General features: G+C 32.9%; 17 protein-coding genes. 11 read left to right on the top strand and 6 right to left on the bottom strand.

Features of this window, described 5'->3' with window-relative positions; translation table 11 throughout:
• Positions 1 to 12 precede the first annotated feature (12 nt).
• Positions 13 to 1,071 carry a glycoside hydrolase family 130 protein gene (locus EDB96_RS12240; RefSeq protein WP_134141071.1) on the top strand — a complete coding sequence of 353 codons (1,059 nt, stop codon included), beginning with the start codon at positions 13 to 15 and terminating at the stop codon, positions 1,069 to 1,071.
• A 70-nt stretch (positions 1,072 to 1,141) separates the two neighbouring features.
• Here EDB96_RS12240 and EDB96_RS12235 read toward each other — a convergent pair whose 3' ends face one another.
• A complete protein-coding gene (locus EDB96_RS12235) occupies positions 1,142 to 3,013 on the bottom strand; it encodes an alpha-amylase family protein (RefSeq protein ID WP_134141069.1) in 1,872 nt (623 codons plus the stop codon).
• A 294-nt stretch (positions 3,014 to 3,307) separates the two neighbouring features.
• On the opposite strand from EDB96_RS12235, the gene EDB96_RS12230 reads away from it, so the two are divergent.
• The 7 genes from EDB96_RS12230 to EDB96_RS12200 all read left to right on the top strand — a co-directional run bounded on the left by EDB96_RS12230 (position 3,308) and on the right by EDB96_RS12200 (position 12,967).
• Positions 3,308 to 4,972, top strand: coding sequence for an OstA-like protein (locus EDB96_RS12230; RefSeq protein ID WP_082586835.1), 1,665 nt, complete (start codon positions 3,308 to 3,310; stop codon positions 4,970 to 4,972).
• 311 nt (positions 4,973 to 5,283) lie between these two features.
• Entirely contained in the window at positions 5,284 to 6,477 is a 1,194-nt protein-coding gene (locus tag EDB96_RS12225) for an aspartate aminotransferase family protein (RefSeq protein WP_134141066.1), read from the top strand.
• Positions 6,478 to 6,738: 261 nt separating this feature from the next.
• A complete protein-coding gene (locus tag EDB96_RS12220) occupies positions 6,739 to 8,133 on the top strand; it encodes a tetratricopeptide repeat protein (protein ID WP_057118569.1) in 1,395 nt (464 codons plus the stop codon).
• A 2-nt stretch (positions 8,134 to 8,135) separates the two neighbouring features.
• On the top strand, positions 8,136 to 8,888 hold the full coding sequence (locus EDB96_RS12215) for a shikimate dehydrogenase family protein (RefSeq protein WP_057118570.1): 753 nt from the start codon (positions 8,136 to 8,138) through the stop codon (positions 8,886 to 8,888).
• A 67-nt stretch (positions 8,889 to 8,955) separates the two neighbouring features.
• A complete protein-coding gene (locus tag EDB96_RS12210; protein ID WP_057118571.1) occupies positions 8,956 to 9,702 on the top strand; it encodes a hypothetical protein in 747 nt (248 codons plus the stop codon).
• Between the two features lie 247 nt (positions 9,703 to 9,949).
• Positions 9,950 to 11,929 (top strand): DUF349 domain-containing protein, encoded by a 1,980-nt coding sequence (locus EDB96_RS12205; RefSeq protein WP_057118572.1) that lies wholly within the window; start codon positions 9,950 to 9,952, stop codon positions 11,927 to 11,929.
• 618 nt (positions 11,930 to 12,547) lie between these two features.
• The gene (locus EDB96_RS12200; RefSeq protein WP_134141064.1) at positions 12,548 to 12,967 is read left to right on the top strand and encodes an OsmC family protein; all 420 of its coding nucleotides are present in this window, start codon (positions 12,548 to 12,550) and stop codon (positions 12,965 to 12,967) included.
• Positions 12,968 to 13,039: 72 nt separating this feature from the next.
• Here EDB96_RS12200 and EDB96_RS12195 read toward each other — a convergent pair whose 3' ends face one another.
• Together EDB96_RS12195 and gyrA are read right to left on the bottom strand one after the other, a co-directional pair.
• Positions 13,040 to 14,308, bottom strand: coding sequence for a tetratricopeptide repeat protein (locus EDB96_RS12195; protein WP_057118574.1), 1,269 nt, complete (start codon positions 14,306 to 14,308; stop codon positions 13,040 to 13,042).
• A gap of 45 nt (positions 14,309 to 14,353) precedes the next feature.
• Positions 14,354 to 16,996 carry a DNA gyrase subunit A gene (gyrA, locus tag EDB96_RS12190; RefSeq protein ID WP_057118575.1) on the bottom strand — a complete coding sequence of 881 codons (2,643 nt, stop codon included), beginning with the start codon at positions 16,994 to 16,996 and terminating at the stop codon, positions 14,354 to 14,356.
• Positions 16,997 to 17,253: 257 nt separating this feature from the next.
• Here gyrA and EDB96_RS12185 point away from each other — a divergent pair, with 257 nt between their 5' ends.
• From EDB96_RS12185 to EDB96_RS12175, 3 genes are all read left to right on the top strand, one after another.
• Positions 17,254 to 19,800 (top strand): ATP-dependent Clp protease ATP-binding subunit, encoded by a 2,547-nt coding sequence (locus tag EDB96_RS12185; protein WP_057118576.1) that lies wholly within the window; start codon positions 17,254 to 17,256, stop codon positions 19,798 to 19,800.
• A 140-nt stretch (positions 19,801 to 19,940) separates the two neighbouring features.
• Positions 19,941 to 21,308 carry a 30S ribosomal protein S6--L-glutamate ligase gene (gene rimK / locus EDB96_RS12180; RefSeq protein WP_057118577.1) on the top strand — a complete coding sequence of 456 codons (1,368 nt, stop codon included), beginning with the start codon at positions 19,941 to 19,943 and terminating at the stop codon, positions 21,306 to 21,308.
• 95 nt (positions 21,309 to 21,403) lie between these two features.
• Positions 21,404 to 21,919, top strand: coding sequence for a DUF421 domain-containing protein (locus tag EDB96_RS12175; protein WP_134141061.1), 516 nt, complete (start codon positions 21,404 to 21,406; stop codon positions 21,917 to 21,919).
• Positions 21,920 to 21,929: 10 nt separating this feature from the next.
• Here EDB96_RS12175 and EDB96_RS12170 read toward each other — a convergent pair whose 3' ends face one another.
• The 3 genes from EDB96_RS12170 to EDB96_RS12160 are packed head-to-tail and all read right to left on the bottom strand — an operon-like array spanning position 21,930 to position 26,436.
• Positions 21,930 to 23,519, bottom strand: coding sequence for a WG repeat-containing protein (locus EDB96_RS12170; RefSeq protein ID WP_057118579.1), 1,590 nt, complete (start codon positions 23,517 to 23,519; stop codon positions 21,930 to 21,932).
• Positions 23,520 to 23,521: 2 nt separating this feature from the next.
• Positions 23,522 to 25,306 carry a WG repeat-containing protein gene (locus tag EDB96_RS12165; RefSeq protein WP_134141059.1) on the bottom strand — a complete coding sequence of 595 codons (1,785 nt, stop codon included), beginning with the start codon at positions 25,304 to 25,306 and terminating at the stop codon, positions 23,522 to 23,524.
• Complete coding sequence (locus tag EDB96_RS12160) at positions 25,303 to 26,436, bottom strand: WG repeat-containing protein (RefSeq protein WP_134141057.1); 1,134 nt, start codon at positions 26,434 to 26,436, stop codon at positions 25,303 to 25,305. The genes EDB96_RS12165 and EDB96_RS12160 overlap by 4 nt, the downstream gene beginning before the upstream one ends.
• Positions 26,437 to 26,462: the final 26 nt, after the last annotated feature.

The following is a 26,462-nucleotide window of genomic DNA, read 5'->3' as shown; positions in this document are numbered from 1 at the left end:
TATACGAAAATTATGAAAGATATTGCCAAGCGTTTTGCAGAAAATCCTATAATTTCACCATCAGATTTACCACCAAGCAGAGAAGGATTAGAAATAACTTGTTTACTTAATCCTGGCGTATTTCAATTTCAAAATAAAATCTGGCTTGCAGTAAGGGTTGCCGAAAGACCAACGCAAGCAGAAAACATTATCTCATTTCCTATACTTACAGAAACAGGTTTAATAGAAATTATAGAAATTCTTAAAGATCACCCCGAACTTATTGCCACAGATGCCCGTGTAATTAATTATCAGGGAATTGATTACCTAACTACTTTATCACATATACGCTTGCTATGCAGTGATGATGGAAAACAATTTTACGAACCTGAAAACTATCCCTATTTAGTTGGTGAAGGAATTCTGGAAACTTTCGGAATTGAAGATTGCCGCGTTTCTTTAATTGAAGGAAAATATTACCTGACATTTACTTCGGTATCTTCTAATGGTGTTGGAGTTGGTTTACGGACTACAACAGATTGGAAGAGCTTTCAAAAACACGGAATGATATTCCCTCCTCATAATAAAGATTGTGCAATTTTCGAAGAAAAAATAAACGGTTTATTCTATGCCTTACATCGTCCGAGCAGTGTAGATATTGGTGGAAATTATATTTGGATTGCTTCTTCTCCCGATGGTCTTCATTGGGGAAATCATAAATGTATTATTAAAACCAGAAAAGGCAATTGGGACAGTAAAAGGGTCGGCGCTGGCGCAGCACCAATAAAGACAGAATTTGGATGGCTGGAAATTTATCATGGTGCTAACGAATTTCACCAATACTGTCTAGGCGCTTTTTTAATGGATTTAGAAAATCCTTCAAAAGTAATTTCGAGAACAGAAACTCCTATTATGTTTCCTAAAACAGATTATGAATTAAGCGGCTTTTTTGGCAATGTGGTTTTTACAAATGGTCATATCGTAGAACCTGATGGTGACACTCTTACTGTTTACTATGGCGCTTCAGATGAATTTGTCTGCGGAGCTAAGTTTTCAATTAAAGAAATCCTTTCACTTCTAATAGAACTTTAAAAAAATAAACCTGCTTAGATTCAATAAGTTCTAAGCAGGTCTTATTTTAAACACTTTTTTTAATTACTTCTTAGTTTACTTCATAAATAAATGATTCAGAAGGCTTTATTTTAACTCGTGCCGAACCTTCACCATTTTTGACTGTAAGGTAAGTTTTGCTTTCGGAATATAATTTATCTACAAGCACATAAGAACCATCTTTTAGATGCCATTTTGAGATAACTGTTGAAGGAATTTTTAAGTCAAATTCACTTTCTTTCTCAGAAGAGAAATTAGTAATTACAACCAATTTTTGTTTTTCAGACCAGCGAACATAAGAATACAACAAAGCATCATAACCTTCATTATTTTGGCGATTTGCAAATTGAATCTCTTCAAAACTTCCCATCAAAGCGCTGCTGTTAATGGTAAAATTCAATAACCGTTTGTAAAAATCACGAAGCTTTTTTTCAGAATCAGAAAGCTGTCCGCCGTCAAATTTTCCGTCGTTCATCCAACGCTGATGATTCGGAACTCCGATATAATCAAAAATAGACGTTCTAGAAGGTTTTCCAAAACCAGCATCTTCATTTCCTGCCTCTCCTACTTCTTGTCCAAAATAAATCATTGTCGGCGAAGTGCTTATAGTTGCCGAAACAACCATTAATGGCTTTCCTCTTTCTGGAGTTCCTGCAAAATCAGGACTTGCCAAACGCTGTTCATCATGATTATCCAAGAAATGAAGCATATGATGTTCGATATCCGACATTCTGTTTTGAATCTCGGTCAATTCATCTGGTGAAGATTTTCCTCGAATAACATCTTTCAATTTATCGTAAGTCTCTACTTTATCATATAAATAATCCATTTTTCCTAAACGGATGTAATTGCGGTATTCATTAGGGTTATAAACTTCTGCCAGCAAAAATGCATTTGGATTTTTCATTTTAATGGAAGAGTTCATATAACTCCAAAATTCATACGGAACCATTTCTGCCATATCATAACGGAAACCATCAACTCCTTTTGCTGTCCAATACAAGGCAATATCTCTGAATTTCTTCCAAGAATCAGGCACATCTTTATCCTGCCAAAAAGCAAAATGCTCTTTATACGATTTCTGATCAAAACCAGCTGGAAGCTCAGGAAAATCTTTAGTTCCGTCAGGGCGCACGCCGTAATTTACCTTCACGGTTTCATACCAGTCATTTTGATCTGGTTTAATTTTACGAGATCCGTTTCCTGTCCATTTAGCCGGATTTTCATCAAACTTTCCATCAATAAGCGGATGTTTTTCTCCATTTAATGGAATATCTCCATCTGGAATTTCAAAATGTTCTTTTGGAATATAGTAGAAATTATTATCTCGTTTGTATTCAACATTCACATCATCATCGGCACCAAAATCTTTTACTCCTGCTGGATTCGATTTTCCTTCGTATTTACGAGCAATATGATTGGGAACAATATCGATAATTACTTTCAAACCTGCATTATGTGTCCGCTTAACCAAGGCTTCAAATTCTTCTAAACGCTTCGCTGGGTTTTCGGCCAAATCTGGATTTACATTATAATAATCCTTAACGGCATATGGAGATCCTGCACGTCCCTTAACTACTTCTGGATCATCATTTGATATTCCGTAAGCTGTATAATCACGTACCAGAGCATGATGAGGAACGCCGGTATACCAAATATAAGTAACTCCTAAATCTTTTATTTCGTGTAGCACTTTATCTGTAAAGTCATTAAACTTTCCAACACCATTTTCTTCTATGGTTCCCCAAGGTTTATTTGTTTTATTTTTATTCCCAAATAGGCGTGTAAAAACTTGATAGACTACAACCTTTTTTTCGGCTGCCGTTTCTTCTTTTGCTGTACTCATTTTTAATTCTTGTGTTTTACAAGCCGAAAATAGTACAGTTAACGTAATTCCTGCTGTAATTAATCTTTTACTTATCATATAATTGCTGTGCTAACTAAATATAGTCTTTAAATTTTAAAGCTCCTAAATAGAACGCATTAAAAACTATTTTCTAAATGTAACTCATTTTTTAAAATTCAGAACCAACTCTTTTTAATTTGCATCATTTTGAAGTTGGAATAGCGCAACTACAACGTGAGAGTTGTATGTTTTGTTGAAAAAATAAATGAAGCAGAATTTGTCATTTGAAGTGTTGATGACTTATTATAAATTAATCCTAATAACAGTCATAGGTTGTAACCTTTTTTATAAATTTGACAAAAATTTAATCAGTTGAAGAAATCACTCTTTTTCATATTTATTTGTCTGTCTTTTTTAAGCGTTCAATTTACTTTCGCGCAAGCAAAAAAAACTGCTAAGGCTCCAAAAACTATCGTTATTGAGAACGCTGATTTTTCTGATGTCGATCAGGTCAATGTTCCAGATGCGCTTTTACTAACAGGAAATGTAAAAGTAAATCATGACGGCGTTGTATTAACTTGTAATAAAGCCTATTTTTTTCAAAAAGAGAATTATTTAAAAGCTTTTGGAAATGTACAATTAGTGCAGGGTGATACTTTGTTCTTAAACAGTAAATATGCAGAATACAGCGGTAATGAAAAAAAAGCTTTCGCAACAGGAAATGCTGTTTTGACTTCACCAGATGCGACTTTGCAGACGGATACCATTAATTTTGACAGAAATATTCAAGAGGTTTTTTATAATACTAAAGGAACAATTGTAAACAAAGACAATACTTTGGTCAGTAAATCTGGAAGATATTATGTGGAACAAAAGAAATTTCAGTTTTTAACGGAAGTTACTATTACGAATCCAAAATATGTAATCAAATCGAATCATTTGGATTATTACAGTAATTCTGGCCATACTTATCTTTTTGGCCCCTCAACAATTACGAGTAAAGCTAATTACATTTATACCGAAAAAGGATTTTACGATACGAAGAAAAACCTAGCTCATTTTCTGAGGAAATCCTATATTAAATATGACGATAGGCGTATTGAAGGCGATAGTTTATTTTATAATCGAAATACCGAATTTGCATCGGCAACTCGAAATGTAAAAATCACAGATTCTATAAATAAAGGAATTGTAAAAGGACATTATGCCGAACTTTACAAACTGAAAGATTCCATGTTTGTTACGAAAAGAGCCGTTGCAATCAATTTGGTTGAAAATGATTCCGTTTATATTCACGGACAAAAGCTGCTGGTTACAGGAAAGGAAGGCGAAAGAATTTTAAGAGCTTTTAAAAATGTTCGTTTCTATAAAATAGATATGAGCGGAAAATGTGATTCTATACATTCTGACTCTAAAAGTGCTCTGACGAAGTTAATTGGAAATCCGATTTTATGGAACGGAGAAAGCCAAATCACAGGAGATGTGATGCATTTGATCGGCGATAATAAAACACGAAAAATAGATTCGTTAAAAGTTCTCAATAATACTTTTCTAATCTCCAAGGATACGCTCGGAACGGGCTATAACCAAGTAAAAGGACTCAATTTATTTGGAAAATTCAGGGATGGAAAACTGCATGATGTAGATGTCGTCAAGAATACCGAAGTTATTTATTTTATGCGGAATGATGCCAATGAATTGATTGGAATTAATAAAAATGTCAGCAGTAAAATCAATTTGATTTTAGAGAATAATGCTGTTGAAACTATTACTTTTTACAATAAAGTTGACGGCGATATTTTCCCTGAAGACGAACTTCCTGAAAACGCCCGAAAGCTGCGAGGAATGGTTTGGCGCGGCGATGAAAGAATAAAATCTAAGGATGATATTTTTACCGCAGAAGATAATGAAATGAACGATAAACTAATTAAAGAAGGAAAAGACGAAGAAGAGAAAGGAAAAGATACTCCAATGAAAGTGCGAAAAGAAACTTTGAATTACGATAAGAAGAAGCCTGCGGTTAAGAGCAGTAAGTAAGCGGTCAGTATTCAGTCGCAGTTTTCAGTATCAGTCACTGTTTAGAGTTCTTTGCGATTTTTTAGTCGGAGTAAGAGTATGCAGTACTTTACGAATTATTATTTTCTAAAAGTTAACCTAAGCGTAAAGTAAAAAAACTTTGCAACTCTGAACCTTAAAAAAGTTTTCAGTCGCAGTCGCAGTTTACAGTCTTTTGCGAATTATGAACTCACAAAAGTTAACCTAAGCGTAAAGTTAGAAAACCTTAGAACCTCAGTACCTTTGCTACTTTGAACCTTAGAAAACCTTTGCAACTTTGAACCTTAAAAAAAATGAATCCAGATTTTATAAAATACCAGGCACAAACTTCTCCTTACCCATTAGGAATGGAAGTTTCGCACGCCATCGGATCTTACATATACGACACCAACGATAAAAAATATTTAGATTTTGTAGCCGGCGTTTCGGCTTGTACTTTAGGACATCAACATCCGAGAGTTAATCAAGCTATCAAAGATCAATTGGATAAATATTCGCATGTAATGGTTTATGGAGAATATTCGCAAAGCCCTGCAGTTCAATATTGCAAACTAATAGCTTCTCTCCTACCAGAATCTTTAAATAAAACCTATTTAGTCAATTCGGGTACAGAAGCAATAGAAGGCGCTTTAAAATTAGCCAAAAGAACCACAGGACGCAGTCAGCTTATTTCTTGTCATAATGCTTATCATGGTAACACAATGGGTTCTATGAGTGTTATGGGATTTGAAGAACGCAAACAGGCCTTCAGACCTCTGCTTCCAGATGTTGATTTTATCACTTTTAATAACGAAGAAGATTTACAAAAAATAACAACCCGAACTGCAGCAATTCTTTTAGAAACCATTCAAGGAGGCGCAGGATTTATTCAGCCGGAAAACAATTTTCTGCAAAAAGTCCGAAATCGCTGCGATGAGGTTGGAGCTTTGATGATAGTAGATGAAATCCAGCCAGGTTTTGGGAGAACTGGTAAACTATTTGGTTTTCAGAATTATGACGTTGTTCCTGATATTGTTGTCATGGGTAAAGGTATGGGCGGCGGAATGCCGGTTGGTGCTTTTACTGCTTCTGCAGAAAGAATGGATCTTCTTACCGAAAATCCAAAATTAGGGCATATAACCACTTTTGGAGGCCACCCTGTCATTGCGTCAGCTTGTTTGGCTACTTTGCAGGAATTAACTGAAACAAATTTAATGGCAGAAACACTGGAGAAGGAAAAACTCTTCAGATCGCTTTTGGTACATCCTTTGATAACAGAAGTTAGAGGAAAAGGATTAATGCTGGCTGCAATGACAGAATCGGCAGAAATTACCAACGAAGTCATTTTAAGCTGTCAAGACAAAGGTCTTATATTATTCTGGCTTTTGTTTGAAGGATGTGCTATAAGAATTACACCTCCTTTGACCATCTCAGAAGATGAAATTAAAGAAGGCTGTGCAATTATTTTAGAAGTTATGGATGAAGTAATGAAAAAGAATAACAAATAAAAAACGCACTTCTTTTAACTACTTAAGAAACATTAAGTTATATTTAATTCAATTAGATTAAAGTAAAAACTTTCCAGCATTAATTAAAAAAAGAATAAAACCGAAGTTAATCCCTTAATATAAAAGGAGATTTCTTCCCAAAATAAAATAAAAAACGCTATATATTGTTAATTAAATTGTTCAAAACAATTAATTCTCTTTCCTTACAACAATTATATGGTTGCCTAAATTTATAACAGGCTAATTTCAAAAATACGAAGTATGCAATTAAGCAACGAAGAAGAAGATTATAACCTATCCCTATCCAAATTTGAGTCGATGTTAAAAACTAACAAAGTACTCTTTTTTGATTCTGAAGAATTTGAAGAAATAATTCTTCATTATTTAGATATAGGCAAGGCTAATTTAGCAAAAAAGGCCTTGAAACTTGCATTAGACCAACATCCTAAATCTACAGGCTTAAAATTAGTACAAGTAGAAATGCTGGTTTATGATGATAAACTCGACATTGCTGAAAAGCTTTTGAATGAGTTGTATGCAATTGAACCCAACAACGAGGAAATCTATATCCAAAAAGCCAATATCTGTTCTAAAAGAGATCAGCACGAAAAAGCGGTTGAACTGTTAAAAATCGCACTGCAGTACACTGATGACTATGCGGATGTGTATAACTTGATTGGAATGGAGTATCTCTTTATGGATAACCTTGAAATGGCAAAAGAGAGTTTTATCAAATGTCTTGAAGAAGACTTAGAAGACCAATCTGCTCTTTATAACGTGGTATATTGTTTTGAATTTTTAGATCAAAATCAAGAAGCTATTGCTTATTTAAATGATTACATTAACAAAAATCCTTACAGCGAAATTGCCTGGCATCAGCTTGGGCGTCTTCATTATGGCGTTAAAGAGTATGAAAATGCCATTCGTGCATTTGATTATGCAACGCTGATTGATGATGAGTTTTTGGGCGCTTTCATGGAAAAAGCAAAAGCTTACGAACGTCTGAAAAAATACAATGATGCAATTGAGAGTTATAACAGAACTATCGAGCTGGACGATGCAACATCTTATGCCCTGCTTCGAATTGGTAAATGTTATGAAAAACTTGGAAATTTAGCGAAAGCGATTCAATACTATAACCAAACGGTTCACGAAGATCCGTTATTGGATAAAGGATGGATTGCGATTACTGATTTTCATCTCCGCCAGAAAAACTATCAAAAAGCATTGTTTTTTGTGAATAAAGCTTTGGCAATTGACAATCAAAATCGTTTGTACTGGAAAAGATATGCGACTATCAATAAACACATGAATTTCTTTGAAGAAGCCGAATTTGGTTTTAGAAAAGCAGTTGAGTTTGGAGATTACGCATTAGACACTTGGTTGTATTGGGTTGATATTCTTCAGTTTTTAGGAGAATTTGAAAGCGCTATTCAGACTTTATTACAAGCTTCAGAATATTTCCCTGAAGAAAATGAAATCGAATATCGTTTAGCCGGATTATACTTTATGATTCAGGATAACACAAAAGCTAAATTTCATTTAAGCAATGGTTTACGTCTAAATTTTGACAACTATATCTTAATTGAAGACTTGTTTCCAGTGGTATGGGCAAAGAAAACAGTAAAAAATTATATAGAAAAACATCGTAAATAATAATGGTTGATATTTTATTAAGAAGACGTTTTGGATTATTGGGCCGTAACATCAGCTACTCTTTTTCAAAAGGTTACTTTACAGAAAAATTTAATAATGAAGTTTTTGCCGGCAACAGCTACGAAAATTTTGACATTTCTGAAATTAATTACTTTACTGAATTGATCAAAAACAATCCAGATTTAAAGGGCTTAAATGTCACTATTCCATATAAAGAACAAGTTATTCCTTTCTTAGATAAACTATCAAAAAAAGCATCTTTAATTGGTGCAGTAAATACTATAAAATTTACCAAAAACGGTAAACTAAAAGGATACAATACAGATTATTATGGTTTTAAAAAATCGCTTAAACCATTATTAGAACCACATCACAAAAAAGCTTTGATTTTGGGAACTGGCGGGGCTTCTAAAGGTGTGGCGTTTGCTCTTGACGAACTTGACATTCCCTATACTTTCGTTTCAAGAGAAGCCAAAGAAAACATTATAGATTACGATTTGATCAATGCCACAACATTTGACAATTTTCAAATTATAATCAATTGTACTCCAGTGGGTACAAGCCCAAATATTGAAGCTTGTCCAAATCTGCCTTATGAATTCTTTACAGAAAAACATATTGCATACGATCTGATTTACAATCCTGCCGAAACAACTTTTTTGAAAAAAGCAAAAGAACAAGGAGCTGTTATAAAAAATGGCCACGACATGCTGATATTTCAAGCTGAGAAAGCCTGGAAAATCTGGAACAAATAAAACATAGGATAAAAATAAAATGTTAACGTATTATTTGTAATTTTAAACCACTTATTAACAGGTGGTTATGAATAAAATACAATTACTTAGCATTTTATTTTTTTTATTTAACAATCTCCTTTCCGCTCAAGAAATCGATACTTTACAAAGTCCTTTTTCTGAGCCTCGTTATCATTATTTTCTCAAAACAATTATTTTATTTGACGAATATTTAGATACTGATAACGGATCATATAATACCACACAAGTTCGAGTTTTACTGCCAATTGGAAACAAAGCTTGGAATTTGCGTTTTGATCTTCCGCTAATTTCTGCAAATACCAATTCAATCAACAAGACAGCCATTGGAGATGTAGGTATGGGCGTAAGTTATATTCCATATCTTAAAAATAATAACGGAATAGCCCTGCGTACAAGAGTTTATGCCAATACCGCAGCAGACCCGAATTTTGGAACTGGAAAATGGGTGGCTATGCCGGCTGTTATTTTTGGAAAATATTTCAATCAAAAGAAATTTCTCTGGATTTCGACTTTAGAATATCAAGGTAGTTTTGCTGGACAAAATGAGCGAGATGATATCAGCGTCACACTTTTTGAAAATGTATTACTTTACTTTTTTGGAAAAAACTGGGTTGCTGCCGATGCTGCTTTTAGATACAATGCTATTCTAGAAGGGTTTCAAAATAATGCTTTTGTTGAATTCGGCAGAAAGATCACTCCGACAAATTTAGTTTACATACATCCAAGCGCTGGATTTGGCGTTAATCGAACCTATAATTTTGGTATTGAAATGGGAGTATTAATCCTTTTTTAATATCAAAAAGAGAGCAGATACTTTATATATTTGTATTTATAAAAGAAAAACCTAAAAACAATATAAATTTAGAATTTATAGATACTTCAATAATTCAACAAAAATATATTCAACATTATAGCGAATAAGTCTAAAGAATAAGAATTTCATCGTAAAATACAGCATAAACAAGTGATTTATTTTGTATTTAGAAACACCTTTACTATCTTTCGCACTGTTAAAAACAAAAACCTTACACATTTTAAAGATGTTAGAAGAAAAGAATGACAACCTGCAAGAAGCAGACGGAAAATCAGGAATCGAAATAAACGATTCTACAACAAATGATGCAGCTGAAATATCTAATCCTGAAACTTTAGTCGAAGATTCAACTTCAGAAACTGAAGATTCATTAGATACTAATGAAAACGCACATCAAGAAGCGCTGGATGAAATTACAAATTCAAACGCAGCAGAAAGTGAAGACGAAACTTTAAAAGAGCGTCACGATATTCCTATGCAGGATTACAACACCTTTTCTTTGGATGCTCTTGTTGATGAACTTAAAAAACTGGTTAATACAGATAAAGTAATGTCTGTAAAAGATCATATTGAAGAAATTAAAAAAGCTTTTTTATTACAATATCACCATCTTCTAGAGGAAAAGAGAGAAGAATTTAATGCTTCTAATCCAGATCCAAGTGAAGAATTTGAATACCATTTACCTCTAAAATCAAAATTTGATGAATATTATAATATTTTTAGAGAGAAAAGAAATGTACACTTTAAACACTTACAAACTAATCTAAAAAGCAATTTAGAGAATCGTCTGGCAATTGTAGAAGAATTAAAAGAGTTAATCAATCCGCAGGAAAACATTAAAGATACTCTTAAACATTTTAATGAATTAAGAGAAAGATGGAAAAATGCCGGTGCAATTCCAAAAGATAAATACAATCACGTTTGGAATAACTACCATTTCCACGTTGAAAATTTCTACGACTACCTTCACTTAGATCGTGAAGCTCGAGATTTAGATTTCAAACACAACTTAGAATTAAAACAAAAAATAATCGCTAGAGTTGAAGAATTAGTAGAAAATGCTGATGTTAATAAAGCTTTCCGCGAACTACAGGATTTACACCGAATTTGGAAAGAAGAAATTGGACCAGTTTCTAAAGAACATCGTGATGCTATTTGGAACAAATTCAGTGAATTAACTAAAAAAATACACGACAAGAGAGAAGTATTGTTTGAAAGCCAAAGAGCTAACGAACAACAAAATCTTGAAGCTAAAAAAGAGATCATTGCCAAAATTGAAGTTTTGGGAACTGAGAAAGTAAATTCTCATTCACAATGGCTGGTACAGATTCAAAAAGTAGAAGATTTAAGAAATGAGTTTTTTGCAGCAGGAAAAGTTCCGTCAGAAGTAAATGAAGAAACTTGGGCTGCATTTAAAACAGCCGTTAGAAATTTCAATGCTTTTAAAAATTCTTTTTATAAGGATATTAAAAAAGACCAAAACGACAATTTAAATAAAAAATTAGCACTTGTTGCTAAGGCTAAAGAATTACAGGAAAGCACCGATTTTCAAGCTACAACTCCTGTAATGAAACAGATTCAAGAAGAATGGAAACAAATTGGTCATGTTCCTAAAAAATATTCAGATAAAATCTGGAAAGAATTTAAAGATGCCTGCAACCACTATTTTGATAAGTTAAAAGAACATAAATCTGAAGAAAACGGTGAAGAAGTAGCTGCTTTTGACAATAAAAAAGCATATTTAGAAACCCTAAGAGCTTTCCAGTTAACTGGAGATCACAAAACAGATTTAGATGCTATAAAAGCACATATTGAAACTTGGAAAGGTTTTGGAAAGGTTCCGTTTTCAAGACGCCATATAGAAGGAAAATTCAATAAAATTTTAGATGCCCTTTTTGAAAAATTAAGTTTGAGTAAAAAAGAAACCGAAATGATGCGCTTTTCTAATAGAATTGATTCTTTATCTGACAGCAACGACACACGTAAGTTAGACAACGAAAAAATATTCTTAATGCGTAAAATTGAAGAAGTTCAAAATGAAATTTTCCAATTAGAAAATAACATCCAATTTTTTGCAAATACTAAAAATGCTAAAAAAGAGAATTCAATTGTTCTTGAAGTCCGCAAAAACATTGCGATTCACAAAGAGAGCCTTGAAGTTTGGAAAGATAAATTGAAACAATTAAGAAACTTAGGTCAGGAATAGACTTTAGTTTATATTAATTTTATAAAGGAGTAATGATATTTTCATTGCTCCTTTTTTTGTGGTTATGCTGGAGAGAGTTTTACCGCAAAGTTCGCTAAGCTTTTGTATCTATTGGTTTTTGTAAAACATTAAGTTCGCAAAGCTTTGTGTCAGCATTGTGATGTAGATCTTTGTCAAAATTTAAAACTTTGTTATCGGATAAACGACAACATTGTCGATAATTACTATTAAGGACAAAGCTTTGCGATCTCTGTATTTTATAAAAACTTCCTAATTAAAGATCTCAGCGTTCTTTGCGGTAAAATTTTTAATATTTTCAATAGCACGGGCTTCGACTTCGCGCAGCCTGACAAACGCGGCTAACATCCAGACTTGAAATCTGAACTTGAAACTTGAAAACTTGAAAACTTAGAACCTTTTCACTTTTCACTTTTAACTTTTAACTTTTTACTTTTTACTTTTTACTTTTAACTTTTTACTTTTAGCTTTTAACTTTTCACCTTCCCATAACAAATTCATAAAACTATTCTGAAAAATATTGTTTATATTTGATAGACACATCATTAATTGATAATCAACAAAATAACCTTTACAATATTAATTTTAATAACTACAGAAATGAAATTTACAAGAAAAGCAAATGCCAACTGGAAAGGAACCGGTATGGAGGGAACTGGGAAAATCAGCACACAAAGTACAACATTAGATAACGCACAATTATCTTTTAAAACTAGATTTGCTGACGGAGTTGGAACAAATCCTGAAGAATTAGTTGCTGCAGCGCATTCTGGATGCTTCACGATGCAATTAAGTTTTTTATTGAACGAAGCTGGCTTTACGGCAGATGATTTAAATACAGAAGCTACAGTAACTTTTGAAGATGGCTCTATAACTTTAATTCATTTAGATTTAAAAGGAAAAGTTCCTTCAATCTCTGCAGAAGAGTTTCAGGCTACAGCAGCAAAAGCAAAAGAAATCTGTCCGATTTCTAAATTATTAAATACCACTATTACTTTATCTGCGGAATTAATCAGCTAGAAAAATTATAGCTATAAAAAAAACCATTCGCATGCGAATGGTTTTTTTTATGTACTCTACTGAGTTTATTTATTACATTTTAGCTTTTAATGCTTTAGCTTCAGCAGTCATTTCAAGAGCACTGTAAACTCCTAATAATGTTTTAGAAACGTCTTCATTTTTAGGATCTAACTCGTTAGCTTTTTTAAGGTAAGGAATCACGCCTTTGAAAACACTTTCTCTTTGAGCTTTTAAAACATCGTAACGTTTCATGTCTTTAGCAGAAGTTCCCAATTTATTCATTTCATCAATGATTGGTTTTTCAGCTTCTAATTTCAATGCTGCAAGATTTAAGTAAGCGTTTGTATAATTAGGATTGATTTCTATTGCTTTTAAGTAATATTTCTCAGCATCTGCATTGTTTTTTGCACCTGCACTAATTACACCTAAGTTGAATACTAAATCAGCATTTTTTGGATCTTTTTCTAAAGCCTCGTTAACTAATTTTTTATACATTTCAAAATCCTTAGTTTCAAGATACAAATTAGCTTCAGTTAAAATTAATGAAGAATCATCTGGATTTGCTTTTCTAGCATCTGCGATAGCTTTCTTAGCTTCTTCTGTACGTCCTTTTTGAACTAAGATCAAAGCCAAATTTTTGTAGATCTCACCTCTTTTTGAAGGAATAGCTTCAGTTTTTGGTTTTTCGTGAGTTCCTAATTTTACAGCCATATCTCTTTCTTTTGCATTTGCAAAACTATCATCATTTCCAGATGCTTTGTTTACAGCTGTATACATTGTTCCTTTTCCAGAGTAATTCAGTTTTTTCAACTCTTCATACATTGGTAAAGCAAGGTCAAAATCTTGTGCATTTACTGCAGTTGAAGCTGCATAATACAAGTTAATTGTATCGTTTTTGTCTAATGCATAAGCATCATATAATTTTTTTGCACCTTCTACATTTTTGTTAGCCTGAGTATCAGCAATAGCAGAATTAATTAATTTTGCTTTGATACTGCTGATTGAAGTCGCTGCCTGAGTAGAATATTTCTGTTTTCCAGAAGTTTTTTCAATTTCAATTAACTTTTTGTAGCTCTCTGCAGAAAGTGATAGATTTTTGCTTGTTTCAATATTTTTATCAGCAAGTTCCAAATAAGCATTTCCTTTTACAAAATAGAATTGAGCCTGCTCTGTATCTTTAGCATTAGCAACCATATTTTCAGCATCGTTTAAGATGGTAACAGCTCCTTGAGCATCTCCTCCTTTTAAAGCCTTTTCAGCACTTTTAATTTGATCTTTTTGAGCAAAAGAAGCTACAGAGATCAATAACGCTGAAGCAAGTATTACATATTTACTTTTCATAGTGATATTTATTTGTATTTAATTTTCTTTTTTAATCTATTTTAATTATTCTTCAGACTCTTCTTCGTCAGCATCTTCGCCTTCGTCATCAATTACTTCATCATCAGAATCGTCATCATCTTCTACAGGTCCTTCATCTTCTAGAACTTCCAAGTCAGGTTTAACTCTTTCAATTCCAGATTCGATAACATTACCGTCTTCATCAACGACAACTTCTTCTACGTCATCTTTCATTACTTTTGTTACAGCAGCGATAGAATCTTTTCCTTTCAAGTTAATCAATCTAACACCTTGAGTTGCACGTCCCATTACACGTAAATCCTCAATTGCCATTCTGATTGTTAATCCAGATTTATTAATAATCATTAAATCATCTGCATCAGTTACAGCGCTAATTGAGATTAATTTTCCTGTTTTTTCTGTGATATTAAGAGTTTTAACCCCTTTACCTCCACGGTTCGTAATTCTGTAAACATCTTCACCATCTTCGTCAACTAATTTAGTACGTTTACCGTATCCATTTTCAGTTACAACCAAAATTTGCGAATCGTTAACATCATTTTTACCAACAGTAACCATGCCTATTACTTCATCCGTTTCATCTTTTAAAGTAATTCCACGAACTCCAGAAGCTGTTCTTCCCATCGGACGCGTTTTCGTTTCTTCAAAACGAACCAATTTACCAGATTTAACTGCCAAGATAATTTGGCTTTCTCCATCTGTTAATTGTGCTCCAAGTAATTCATCTCCTTCTTTAATGGTAATAGCAGCAACACCATTTACACGAGGTTTAGAATATTTCTCTAAAGAAGTTTTCTTTACCTGACCTTGTTTGGTAACCATTACAAGGTTGTGAGTATTGATATAATCTTTATCTTTTAAGTCTTGTGTACAAATGAAAGCTTTTACTTTATCATCGCTTTCAATATTTACAAGATTCTGAATTGCACGGCCTTTTGCTGTTTTACTTCCTTCTGGAATTTCATAAACACGCATCCAGAAACATTTTCCTTTTTGTGTAAAGAACATCATATATTGGTGGTTTGTTGCCACGAACATGTGCTCCAAGAAATCCTGATCTCTTGTTCCTGCGCTTTTTTGACCAACTCCACCTCTATTTTGAGTTTTATATTCTGTCAGATTCGTACGTTTGATATAACCTGCATGCGAAATTGTAATTACTACATTTTCATCGGCAATTAAATCTTCGATACTTACATCTCCACCAGAGTATTCTATTTGAGAACGTCTTTCGTCACCATATTTGTCACGAATTTCGATAAGTTCTTCTTTAATTAAATCTGTTCTTAAATTAACATCTGCTAGTAAAGCTTTCAAATGCTCAATTAACTTCATTAATTCCTCAAACTCAGCTCTTAATTTATCCTGCTCCAGACCTGTTAACTGACGTAAACGCATCTCAACAATCGCACGAGCTTGAATTTCAGATAATTTAAATCTTTCGATTAATTTTTCTCTTGCTTCGTCTGTATTTTTAGAACCTCTTATTAACGCAATAACCTCGTCGATATTATCAGAAGCAATGATTAATCCTTCTAAAATATGCGCTCTTTCTTCTGCTTTACGTAATTCAAACTGAGTTCTTCTTACTACTACATCATGACGGTGCTCAATAAAATAGTGAATCATATCTTTTAGATTCAACAATTGAGGACGTCCTTTTACTAATGCAATATTATTTACACTGAATGAAGATTGTAATTGCGTATACTTATATAAGGTATTTAAAACTACGTTTGGCGTAGCATCACGTTTTAAGATATAAACGATACGCATACCATTTCTATCAGACTCATCACGGATGTTGGCAATACCTTCGATTTTTTTGTCGTTAACTAAATCAGCCGTACGTTTGATCATTTCGGCTTTGTTAACTTGGTATGGAATTTCAGTAACAATAATACATTCTCTTCCGTCAACTTCTTCAAAACCAACTTTTGCACGCATTACAATACGTCCTCTACCCGTTTTAAAAGCTTCGCGAACACCTTCGTATCCATATATTATACCACCTGTTGGAAAATCAGGAGCTTTAATATGAGACATTAATTCGTCTACTTCAATATCGTTATTATCAAGGTAAGCTAAAGTACCATTGATAACCTCAGTTAAATTGTGTGGTGGCATGTTGGTTGCCATACCAACTGCAATACCTGTTGCTCCATTTACTAACAAAGTAGGAACTCTAGTAGGCATTACTTTTGGCTCATATATAGTATCGTCAAAGTTTAATTGAAAATCAACTGTCTCTTTTTCGATATCTGCCATAATTTCTTCAGAAATTTTGCGCATTCTGGCCTCAGTATAACGCATTGCTGCAGGACTATCTCCATCGACAGAACCAAAGTTACCCTGACCATCAACTAATAAATATCGCATACTCCACTCCTGAGCCATACGTACCATTGCGTCATAAACAGAAGTATCTCCATGCGGGTGGTACTTACCCAGAACCTCCCCTACGATTCTTGCAGATTTTTTATGGGCAGATCTTGAAGTTACACCTAAATCATACATTCCATAAAGAACTCTTCGATGCACTGGTTTCAAGCCATCTCTAACATCAGGAAGTGCTCTCGATACGATTACTGACATCGAATAATCGATGTAAGCTGATTTCATTTCATCTTCTATGTTAATAGGAATTAACTTTTCTCCTTCAGACATAAGTTGTTATATTAAATAATTATATTAGTTTCAAAGCGTGCCAAGATACGTTTTTTTGAAATTTTTTCAGCTATTTCCTTACACTTATTTCAATGATTTATTAACAACTTTATTTTACCTTTTAGTTAATAAATTAAGCGTTTTTTAACGCTTTTATTCTCTTTTTTTTCGTCTATTAGCTGTCAGGAGATCTTGAAGGGTACGGTTTTTGTTTTTGAAACTGTAATTCACTAAATTTACAATACCAATTATATATTATGGATGATAATTTTTCACCAAGAGTAAAAGATGTTATTACATACAGCAAAGAAGAGGCTTTACGTTTAGGCCACGACTTTATTGGTACAGAACATCTAATGCTGGGCATTTTAAGAGATGGTAACGGAAAAGCTATTCATATACTTAATAACCTAGCAGTCGATTTAGATCATTTACGCAGAAAAGTAGAAATACTAAGCCCTGCCAACCTGAGCGTTGAAGTAAATGCAGAAAAGAAAAACCTTCATCTTACCCGACAGGCAGAAAGAGCCCTGAAGACCACTTTTCTAGAAGCAAAAGTATTTCAAAGTTCATCAATTAGCACGGCCCACCTGCTGTTATGTATCTTGAGAAACGAAAACGATCCAACAACCAAGCTATTGAATAAACTTAAAATAGATTATGACGTAGCTAAAGAACAGTATTTAAATATGACTCCAAACGAAGAAGAATTCTTAGAAAACTTGCCAAGAAACGAATCGTATAACGACGATTCAGGACAAGATGACAGTCTTAAAGAAAGTAGTTTTAATAATCCCGCCAATAAGTCAAACAAAAAATCTAAGACTCCGGTTTTAGATAATTTTGGGAGAGATTTAACAGAAATGGCCGAAGAAGGGAAATTAGACCCAGTTGTAGGACGCGAAAAAGAAATTGAGCGTGTTTCGCAAATTCTAAGCCGTAGAAAGAAAAACAATCCGCTTCTTATTGGAGAACCTGGGGTTGGTAAATCTGCTATAGCAGAAGGACTGGCTTTACGTATTATTCAAAAGAAAGTATCACGTATTCTTTTCCACAAACGTGTTGTAACTCTTGATTTAGCAAGTTTAGTTGCTGGAACAAAATATAGAGGACAGTTTGAAGAAAGAATGAAAGCCGTAATGAACGAGCTTGAGAAAAACGATGATATTATTCTTTTTATTGATGAAATCCATACTATTGTAGGTGCTGGAGGAGCAACAGGTTCGCTTGATGCTTCAAACATGTTCAAACCTGCTTTAGCAAGAGGAGAAATTCAATGTATTGGTGCTACTACTCTTGATGAGTACAGACAATATATTGAAAAAGATGGTGCTTTAGAAAGACGTTTCCAAAAAGTAATCGTTGAACCAACTTCTGTTGAAGAAACAATTGCAATTTTGAATAACGTAAAAGATAAATATGAAGATCACCACAACGTTACCTATACTCAAGAAGCAATTGAAGCTTGTGTGAAGCTGACAAACAGATATATGTCTGAGCGTTTCTTACCAGACAAAGCGATCGATGCTATGGATGAGGCTGGATCACGTGTGCACATTACGAATATCGACGTTCCGAAACAAATTTTGGATTTAGAGCGTCAGTTAGAAGAAGTTCGCGAGCTTAAAAATATGGTTGTTAAAAAACAAAAATATGAAGAAGCTGCTAAACTTCGCGATGATGAAAAACGTATAGAAAAAGACCTTGCCACAGCACAAGAACAATGGGAAGAAGATTCTAAAAACAACAGAATTGAAGTTACAGAAGATAATGTAGCCGATGTTGTTTCGATGATGACTGGAATTCCTGTTAATAGAATTGCACAGACAGAAAGCAATAAATTAGCTCAATTACCTGAATTAATTCAAAATAAAGTAATTGGTCAAAATGAGGCTGTTCTTAAAATTGCACGTTCTATTCAACGTAACAGAGCTGGACTTAAAGATCCTAATAAACCAATTGGTTCATTCATCTTCTTAGGTCAGACTGGTGTTGGTAAAACACAGTTGGCTAAAGTACTAGCAAAAGAATTATTTGATTCTGAAGATGCTTTAGTTCGTATCGACATGAGTGAATACATGGAGAAATTTGCGATCTCTCGTTTAGTTGGAGCGCCTCCAGGATACGTGGGTTACGAAGAAGGCGGTCAATTGACAGAAAAAGTTCGTAGAAAACCATATTGCGTAGTACTTTTAGATGAGATCGAAAAAGCGCATCCAGATGTGTTTAATATGATGCTTCAAGTTTTAGATGACGGATATTTAACAGATAGTTTAGGTCGTAAAATTGACTTTAAAAACACTATTATTATCATGACATCTAATGTTGGTGCACGCCAATTGAAAGATTTCGGACAAGGCGTTGGATTCGGAACTGCTGCAAAAGTGGCTCAAGCCGATGAAAATTCAAAAAGCATTATCGAAAATGCATTGAAGAAAACTTTTGCTCCTGAATTCTTAAACAGAATTGATGACGTAATTGTATTCAACAGTTTAGAAAAAGCTGATATTGATTTGATTATTGAAATCGAATTGAAAAAACTGTATTCTCGTATTGCTGAACTTGGTTACAAATTAAGCTTAACAGACAAAGCCAAAGCATTTATTGCTGAAAAAGGTTTTGACAAGCAGTTTGGAGCTAGACCGCTAAAAAGAGCAATTCAGAAATATGTTGAAGATTTGTTAGCCGAAGAAATCATCACTTCGAAAATACATTCAGGTGACGAAATCATGATGGATCTAAAAGATGATTCGCAAGAACTTTCAGTAGAAATCCATAAAGCCGAAGAGCCGACTAATCAATAAATTAGTTTAAATTTATAACAAAAATAATCTACCCGTTACGTTTTCATAACATAACGGGTATTTTTTTTGGATAATTTAGTATCTTTAGTAAAAGCAAATAGCTATTTTTGAATTTAAATTCTATAACAAAAAAACAAAATATGCTTCAAAACAAAGTCATTTTAGGCAGCGAAGAATGGTGCTCATTTCCAGAACTTGGAATCCCGACAATCAAGGCTCGCGTTGATTCTGGTGCTAAAACTTCTGCAATGCACGCTTTAAACATAGCTCCTTTTATAAAAAATGATGCCAATTGGGTAAAATTTGATATTAATCCAATTCAGAATAATATTAAAACGATTATCCATTGCGAAGCACCTTTAGTAGATAAAAGAATTGTTAAAAGTTCAAGCGGCTTTAGAGAACATCGTTACGTTATTCAAACCAGCCTAAAAATTGGTGATGCGAAATGGCCAATCGAAATGACTTTGACCAATCGAGATTCTATGGGATTTAGAATGCTTTTGGGACGCGAAGCCATGAGCGGAAGGGTTTTGGTTGATCCAGAACAAAAATATCTTCTAGGACAGCCAACAGCAGAATCTTTAAAAGAATTATACCAAAATTCTGAAAAAGCTAGTTCTGGTTTACGAATTGGTCTTCTAGCCAGTAATCCTGAATTATACAGCAATAAAAGAATCATGGAAGCAGGTGAAATGCGTGGTCACGAAATGCATTTCTTGAACATTAAAGAATGCTACATGAAACTCGATGCCAAAACTCCAGAGATTCATTATAGAGGCGGAAAAATTTTAAATCAGTTTGATGCTATTATTCCGCGTATTCGACCAAGCATTACTTTTTACGGATGCGCTTTAACACGTCAGTTTGAAGCTTTGAAGGTTTTCGTTTTAAATTCTGCTACAGCTATAACACAGTCTCGCGATAAATTATATTCACTGCAATTGCTTTTAAACAGCGGTATAGACATTCCAACAACTGGATTTGCCAATTCTCCATTGGATACAGACAATTTGATTAAAATGGTCGGAGGTTCACCTTTAATTGTAAAATTACTGGAAGGAACGCAGGGAAAAGGTGTTGTTTTGGCCGAAACCAAAAAAGCTGCAGAAAGTGTTATCAACGCTTTTAAAAGTTTAAATGCTAATATCTTAGTTCAAGAATTTATTAAAGAAGCCAACGGAAAAGATATTCGTTGTTTTGTAATTGATGGCAAGGTGGTTGCAGCTATCCAGCGTGAAGCTATGCCGGGAGAATTCAGAGCCAATATTCACCTTGGCGGAACTGCATCTGTAATTAAAGTAACTGCCGAAGAGAAAAAAATCGCTATAAAAGCCGCAAAAGCAATGGATTTAAAAGTAGCTGGAGTTGATATTATTCGTTCTTCTAAAGGTCCGCTATTGCTTGAAGTAAACTCTTCTCCAGGTCTTGAAGGAATTGAAGGTGCAACTAATAAAGATGTTGCAGGCGAAATGATTAAAGCTATTGAAAAGAATTTCAAGTTATAAGTTCATTTCAACTTAATACTATATAAATATTTTTGCAGCTTTGCCAAAGTTTAGAACTCTGGCAAAGCTTTTTTATTTAACTTTAAAATAAAAACATGTATTCTCAATATTTAGATATTATTACAAGAAGCGTTGCCGTATATTTTTTCATGACTATTGCCTTGCGAATTTTTGGTAAAAAAGAACTTTCGCAATTAAATACTGCAGACATAATCTTGATTTTATTGATTAGTAACTCCGTTCAAAATGCAATGGTTGGTCCAGATACAAGTCTGTGGGGAGGCTTGGTAGCAGCTCTAGCGTTATTTATCATTAATTTTATCATCAAAAAACTGACGCACAGATATAAAGGCCTGAACGATTTTTTAATGGACAAACCCGAAGTCCTAATTCACGACGGAATATTAGATTTCAAAACCCTCAGCAGATTAGATATTTCGCATGAAGAATTAAAAGAAGCCGCCCGCGAACACGGTTTAGAACATCTAACAGATATAAAATTAGCCATGCTTGAAATTGACGGAACTATTAGTGTTATTTCTGGCGACAAAAAAGAGCTTAAGCAAACGCACTTTAAGCGCAAGCACAATCATAAGAATTTGAGGAAGTAAAAGAGTACTTTTAGAAAGCGCTTTCATATAATTCTTCGAATTCTTTATCAGAAACATTTTCATTTTCATATTGATTTTTGTTTGAAATACCATCAATCCAATCGTATTTAATTGGAACTATTTCTTTACCTGTTCTATCAATTATTCCCCATTTACCATTTAATTGAACGCGTGTAATTCCATTTTTAAAGCTTTCTACATTCTCATACTTTAAATTGATTACTGTTTTGCCTTCTTTATCAATAAAACCCCATCGCATGTCTTTATCTTTGATAATAAGAACTGCTGCTAATCCCTCAGAAAAATCTTTTACGTTATCATATATTGGTTTAATTACTTCTTTCCCATTTACAATTATAAATCCAGCTTTCCCCATATTTTGTAATATTATTGGCGCGTCATCTGAACCGTATTTTTTAAAACCTCCTTCTCCAAATTGTACTCGTAACATTCCTTCAGACAACTTGCCAATACTCGTATATTTAAAATCTAAAATCTCTTGTCCTTTTATATTTATAAGTCCCCATACAAGTTCTGGTCTCCATGTATCTTCATCCTTATATTTTCCAACTGCAAATATATCTTTAGCGCAATATATGATCTTATCATATTTAAAATCGATAACTTTATTATCATTACTATCAATTATCCCCCACTTTCCATTTAATTTTGCAGGCGCCAGATTTTCTGTAAATGTTTTAATAGCATCATATTTTACAGGAATTATTTCTTTTCCCGCTTTATTAATAACACCGTATTTGTGATTTAACTCAACCTTTGCAATACCGTTAAAAAAAGGAAAGATTTCACTATATACAAGAGGAATAATTTCCCTGCCCACTTCGTCTATACAGCCATGTTTTTTGTTTAAAACAACTTCAGCAATACCATTCTGAAAAGCAGCAACATCATCATATTTAACAGCAGTTATATTAACACCTGTCTTATCAATAAAACCACATTTTTTTCCTATTCTCACTTCTGAATAACCACTTGCAGAAGTAAAAACGTCATCATACTTAAAACCTGTAAGCACTTTACCCGTTTTATCGATTATAGCTTCTTTATCATTCTTATTTACTTTTGCTATGCCTAATTTGAATCTCTCCCAATAATTATCATACTCAAAAGGAATCACTATTCTTGCTGTTTTATCAATAAAACCGCTTTTTTTATTACTAAATGAAACCATTGCTAATCCTTCTGAAAAACTTTCTGCATTAGAATATATAGCCCCGATTACTAATTTACCTTCTCTGTTTATATAACCAAATTTATCCTTGATTTTTACTCTTGCCAAGTCTTCATCAAAACTATCAACCCAATCATATATTAGAGGAATAACTTTTCTCGTTTTTTTATTAATATAACCTGCCTTATTATTTAAATACAGTCCAATTTCATCATCATCGGTTATAGAAATACCATCATAAATGGGTTGTAGAATTTCTTTTCCTGTATTATCGAACAAACCATAACGCTCATTCAATTTCACTTTTATAAATTCTGTTATATTGTTTTTTTTCTGATTATTGTTATTCTGCGCTTGAGAAATGCTGATAGCAGCAATGACGTTTATAATTAAGATTATTCTCTTCATGTTTAATATCTTCTAAAATTTGGTACTCCTGCCAATGCCCAAAAATTCGTAATCGGAAAACCATATTTATTAAATTTCATTTCTGTAATGGCAAAACCATTACGAAATTCTTCTATTTCATCATACTTGATTGGAGTTGTAAGTTTATTGTTCTTACTAAGCACACCCCATTTTCCATTAATAGAAACTAAAGCAATCCTGGCTCTACAATGGATAATTTTATCGTATTTTAAAGTTTTAGAAGCTTTACCTTTTTTATCGATTATATAGGAATCACGACCAATAGTTGCAATAGAAAAACCCCAAGTAAAACTTGTCATACTATCATACTTTGGCTCAATTATGTTAACTCCTGTAGTATCAATTGCTCCCCATTTATTGTTTTCTTTATACACAAAGAGTCCTTCATCAAAATAATCACTCATTTTTGAAATTGGAATATCAAATCTTGCAGGTATCACTTCTTTACCCTTTTCATTTACATATCCGCATTTTTTATTGATTGATACAAATGCTCCTCCTAAGTACCGTCGTTCTACATCATCATATTTTATTGATGTTACAACCCTTCCTTTTTTATTAGCAAAACCAAATTTACCATTCCGACACAATAACAATAATGAGCTCTCGTAAACATTCAGACCGCAAACATCATTAAAAAAATCTGGTTTATCTATGTATTCATTTTCTGCAGGACCAATTTTTCCATTACTATTTATATAAGAATATCTTTTATCGACGTAGTCGTTTTCTACAGGAACAATGACTTTTCCGTTACTGTTTATATAACCATATTTATTATTTTTATAAACTGCACAAATATCTCCTAATGCATCAATTGCATCGTAAATCAAAGGAATTATAATCTTTCCTTTTTCATTTATAACTCCAACTTTATTATTCAATGATATTCTTGCTATTTTTTTAGTGAAAGAAAAACCAGGATGATCCATATTAAATGTTTGATGATATTGTAATGGAGCTATGAATGTTCCTGTTTTCTCATTTATGACACCCCAGATGTAATTAATAGAGGTAGTATTTTTTCCAACATAGACAAATCCACCATCTAATCGTTCCATTTCATCATAAATAAGTGGAACAATTTCTTTTCCGTTTTTATCAATTAAACCTTCCTTAAAATGTATAGATACTTGTGCTCTTCCATTTTTAAATTCATCAGCATAATCATATTTTATTCTGGTAATTTCTTGTCCTCTGGAATTAATATAACCCCATTTATGATTTAAACAAACTGCTAAAATTCCATCGCGAAAACTTGATCTAGAATTCATGTATTTGATTGAAGTTATTTCTTTACCACTTGAATTAATATATCCCCATTTACCATTTAATTTTACAGAATAAAAACCTTCTTCTGCATACTCACAATAATCATATCTAAAGTCTGTAACCTGTTTTCCTGTTTTATCTATAAATGCCCATTTATTTTTAATTCGTACGGGTGCCAAATTTGCATTAAATCTTCCAACATCATAATATCTTACTGGTGCTATAATTCTTCCTGTAGAATCAATAATACCATATCTATTTTTCATTTTGACTTTTATATATCCGTTATAAAAGTCGCAGATAGAGTAATAAATAGGAGGAACTATTTCCTTGCCATCTTCATTAATGACTCCAAATCTTGAATATCCATGTTTTCTTGTTTTGGAGTAATTATTCTCTTTTTCGAAAAACTTATTAGTTTTAATATAGCGTAGTGCGACAAAAACTACGACTATCATTATTATTAATACCGAACCTATTTTTTTATATTTCATTTTCTATTATCAATGAACATTTTTACTGGAGCGAAGCCGTCAATAAAATCTCCTATTTCATCATATTTATTAGGTATCACTTTTCCATCATTATATATAATGCCCCATTTATTTTGTATTTTAACTTTTAAGTATGCCGGAAAAACCCAAATGGATTCCTGAATCTCATCGTATATTGCCTCACTTATTGGTGTTCCGTTTACATCAAGTATTAGCCATTTTTTATCTTTTATAACAGCACCCATACCATTATCAAACTTTTTTTTAATACAAATATCTTTTTCCATTCTTTCACATTGATAATATAATTGATCATCAAAAGGAATACAAAAATGCCCAAAACCATATTTCGTTTTTTCTTTTGCAACAATGTTAAATGCAGCATCATAAAATATTATATTTCTTTTAAAATAAGCTTCAAACTTAATATTTGGATTTTCATCCTTTACTATTTCATATATACCACTAAATTTTGAGGGAAGAAGCTTTTCCCCATTTTGCTTTATTACACCCCATTTAGTTTTAGTTTTTACAGCAAATAAATCATTACCAATTGGTTTTACATCATCATATATTACCGCAAGAGTTTCATGTCCTTTAAAATCTATAATTCCACATTTTTTGTTTATTTTGACCAATAAATATTCGTAATCTCGACTCTTGTCTATCTCTTCAAAATTTGCTGGAATAATCATATTACCAATTTCATTAATAACTCCCCATTTGTTGGACAACCTAACAGCTATACCAATTAAATTAGAATCAAAATATAACACATCCATATCCTCATACTTAAAAGCAACTATCTCTTTGTCTTTTTTATTAATTAACCCCCATTTATCATTCAATTTTACAGGAATTCGAAGTGAATCATTCATTTCGAGTGCATCTCCTAGATCTTGGTATTTAAATGGTATAATTTCTTGACCAGAAGAATTAATTCCTCCCCATTTGCTGTTTATTCTTACAGCTGCTATTCCATAATTAAAACTTTTCACTTCATCATATTTTAGGGCAGTTATTTCTTTTCCTGCATCATCTATGAATCCCCATTTATAGTTTACTGCATTTTCTTGCGAATAAGAAGTACATACAATTATTGCAAAAACTATGGTTATTATTTTTTTCATTCTTATATTTAATTTTTATCTAACAA

Source organism: Flavobacterium sp. S87F.05.LMB.W.Kidney.N, from assembly GCF_004366435.1.
GTDB lineage: Bacteria > Bacteroidota > Bacteroidia > Flavobacteriales > Flavobacteriaceae > Flavobacterium.
Note: the sequence above shows the minus strand (reverse complement) of the source record. Positions and strands in the feature narration are given on the sequence as shown.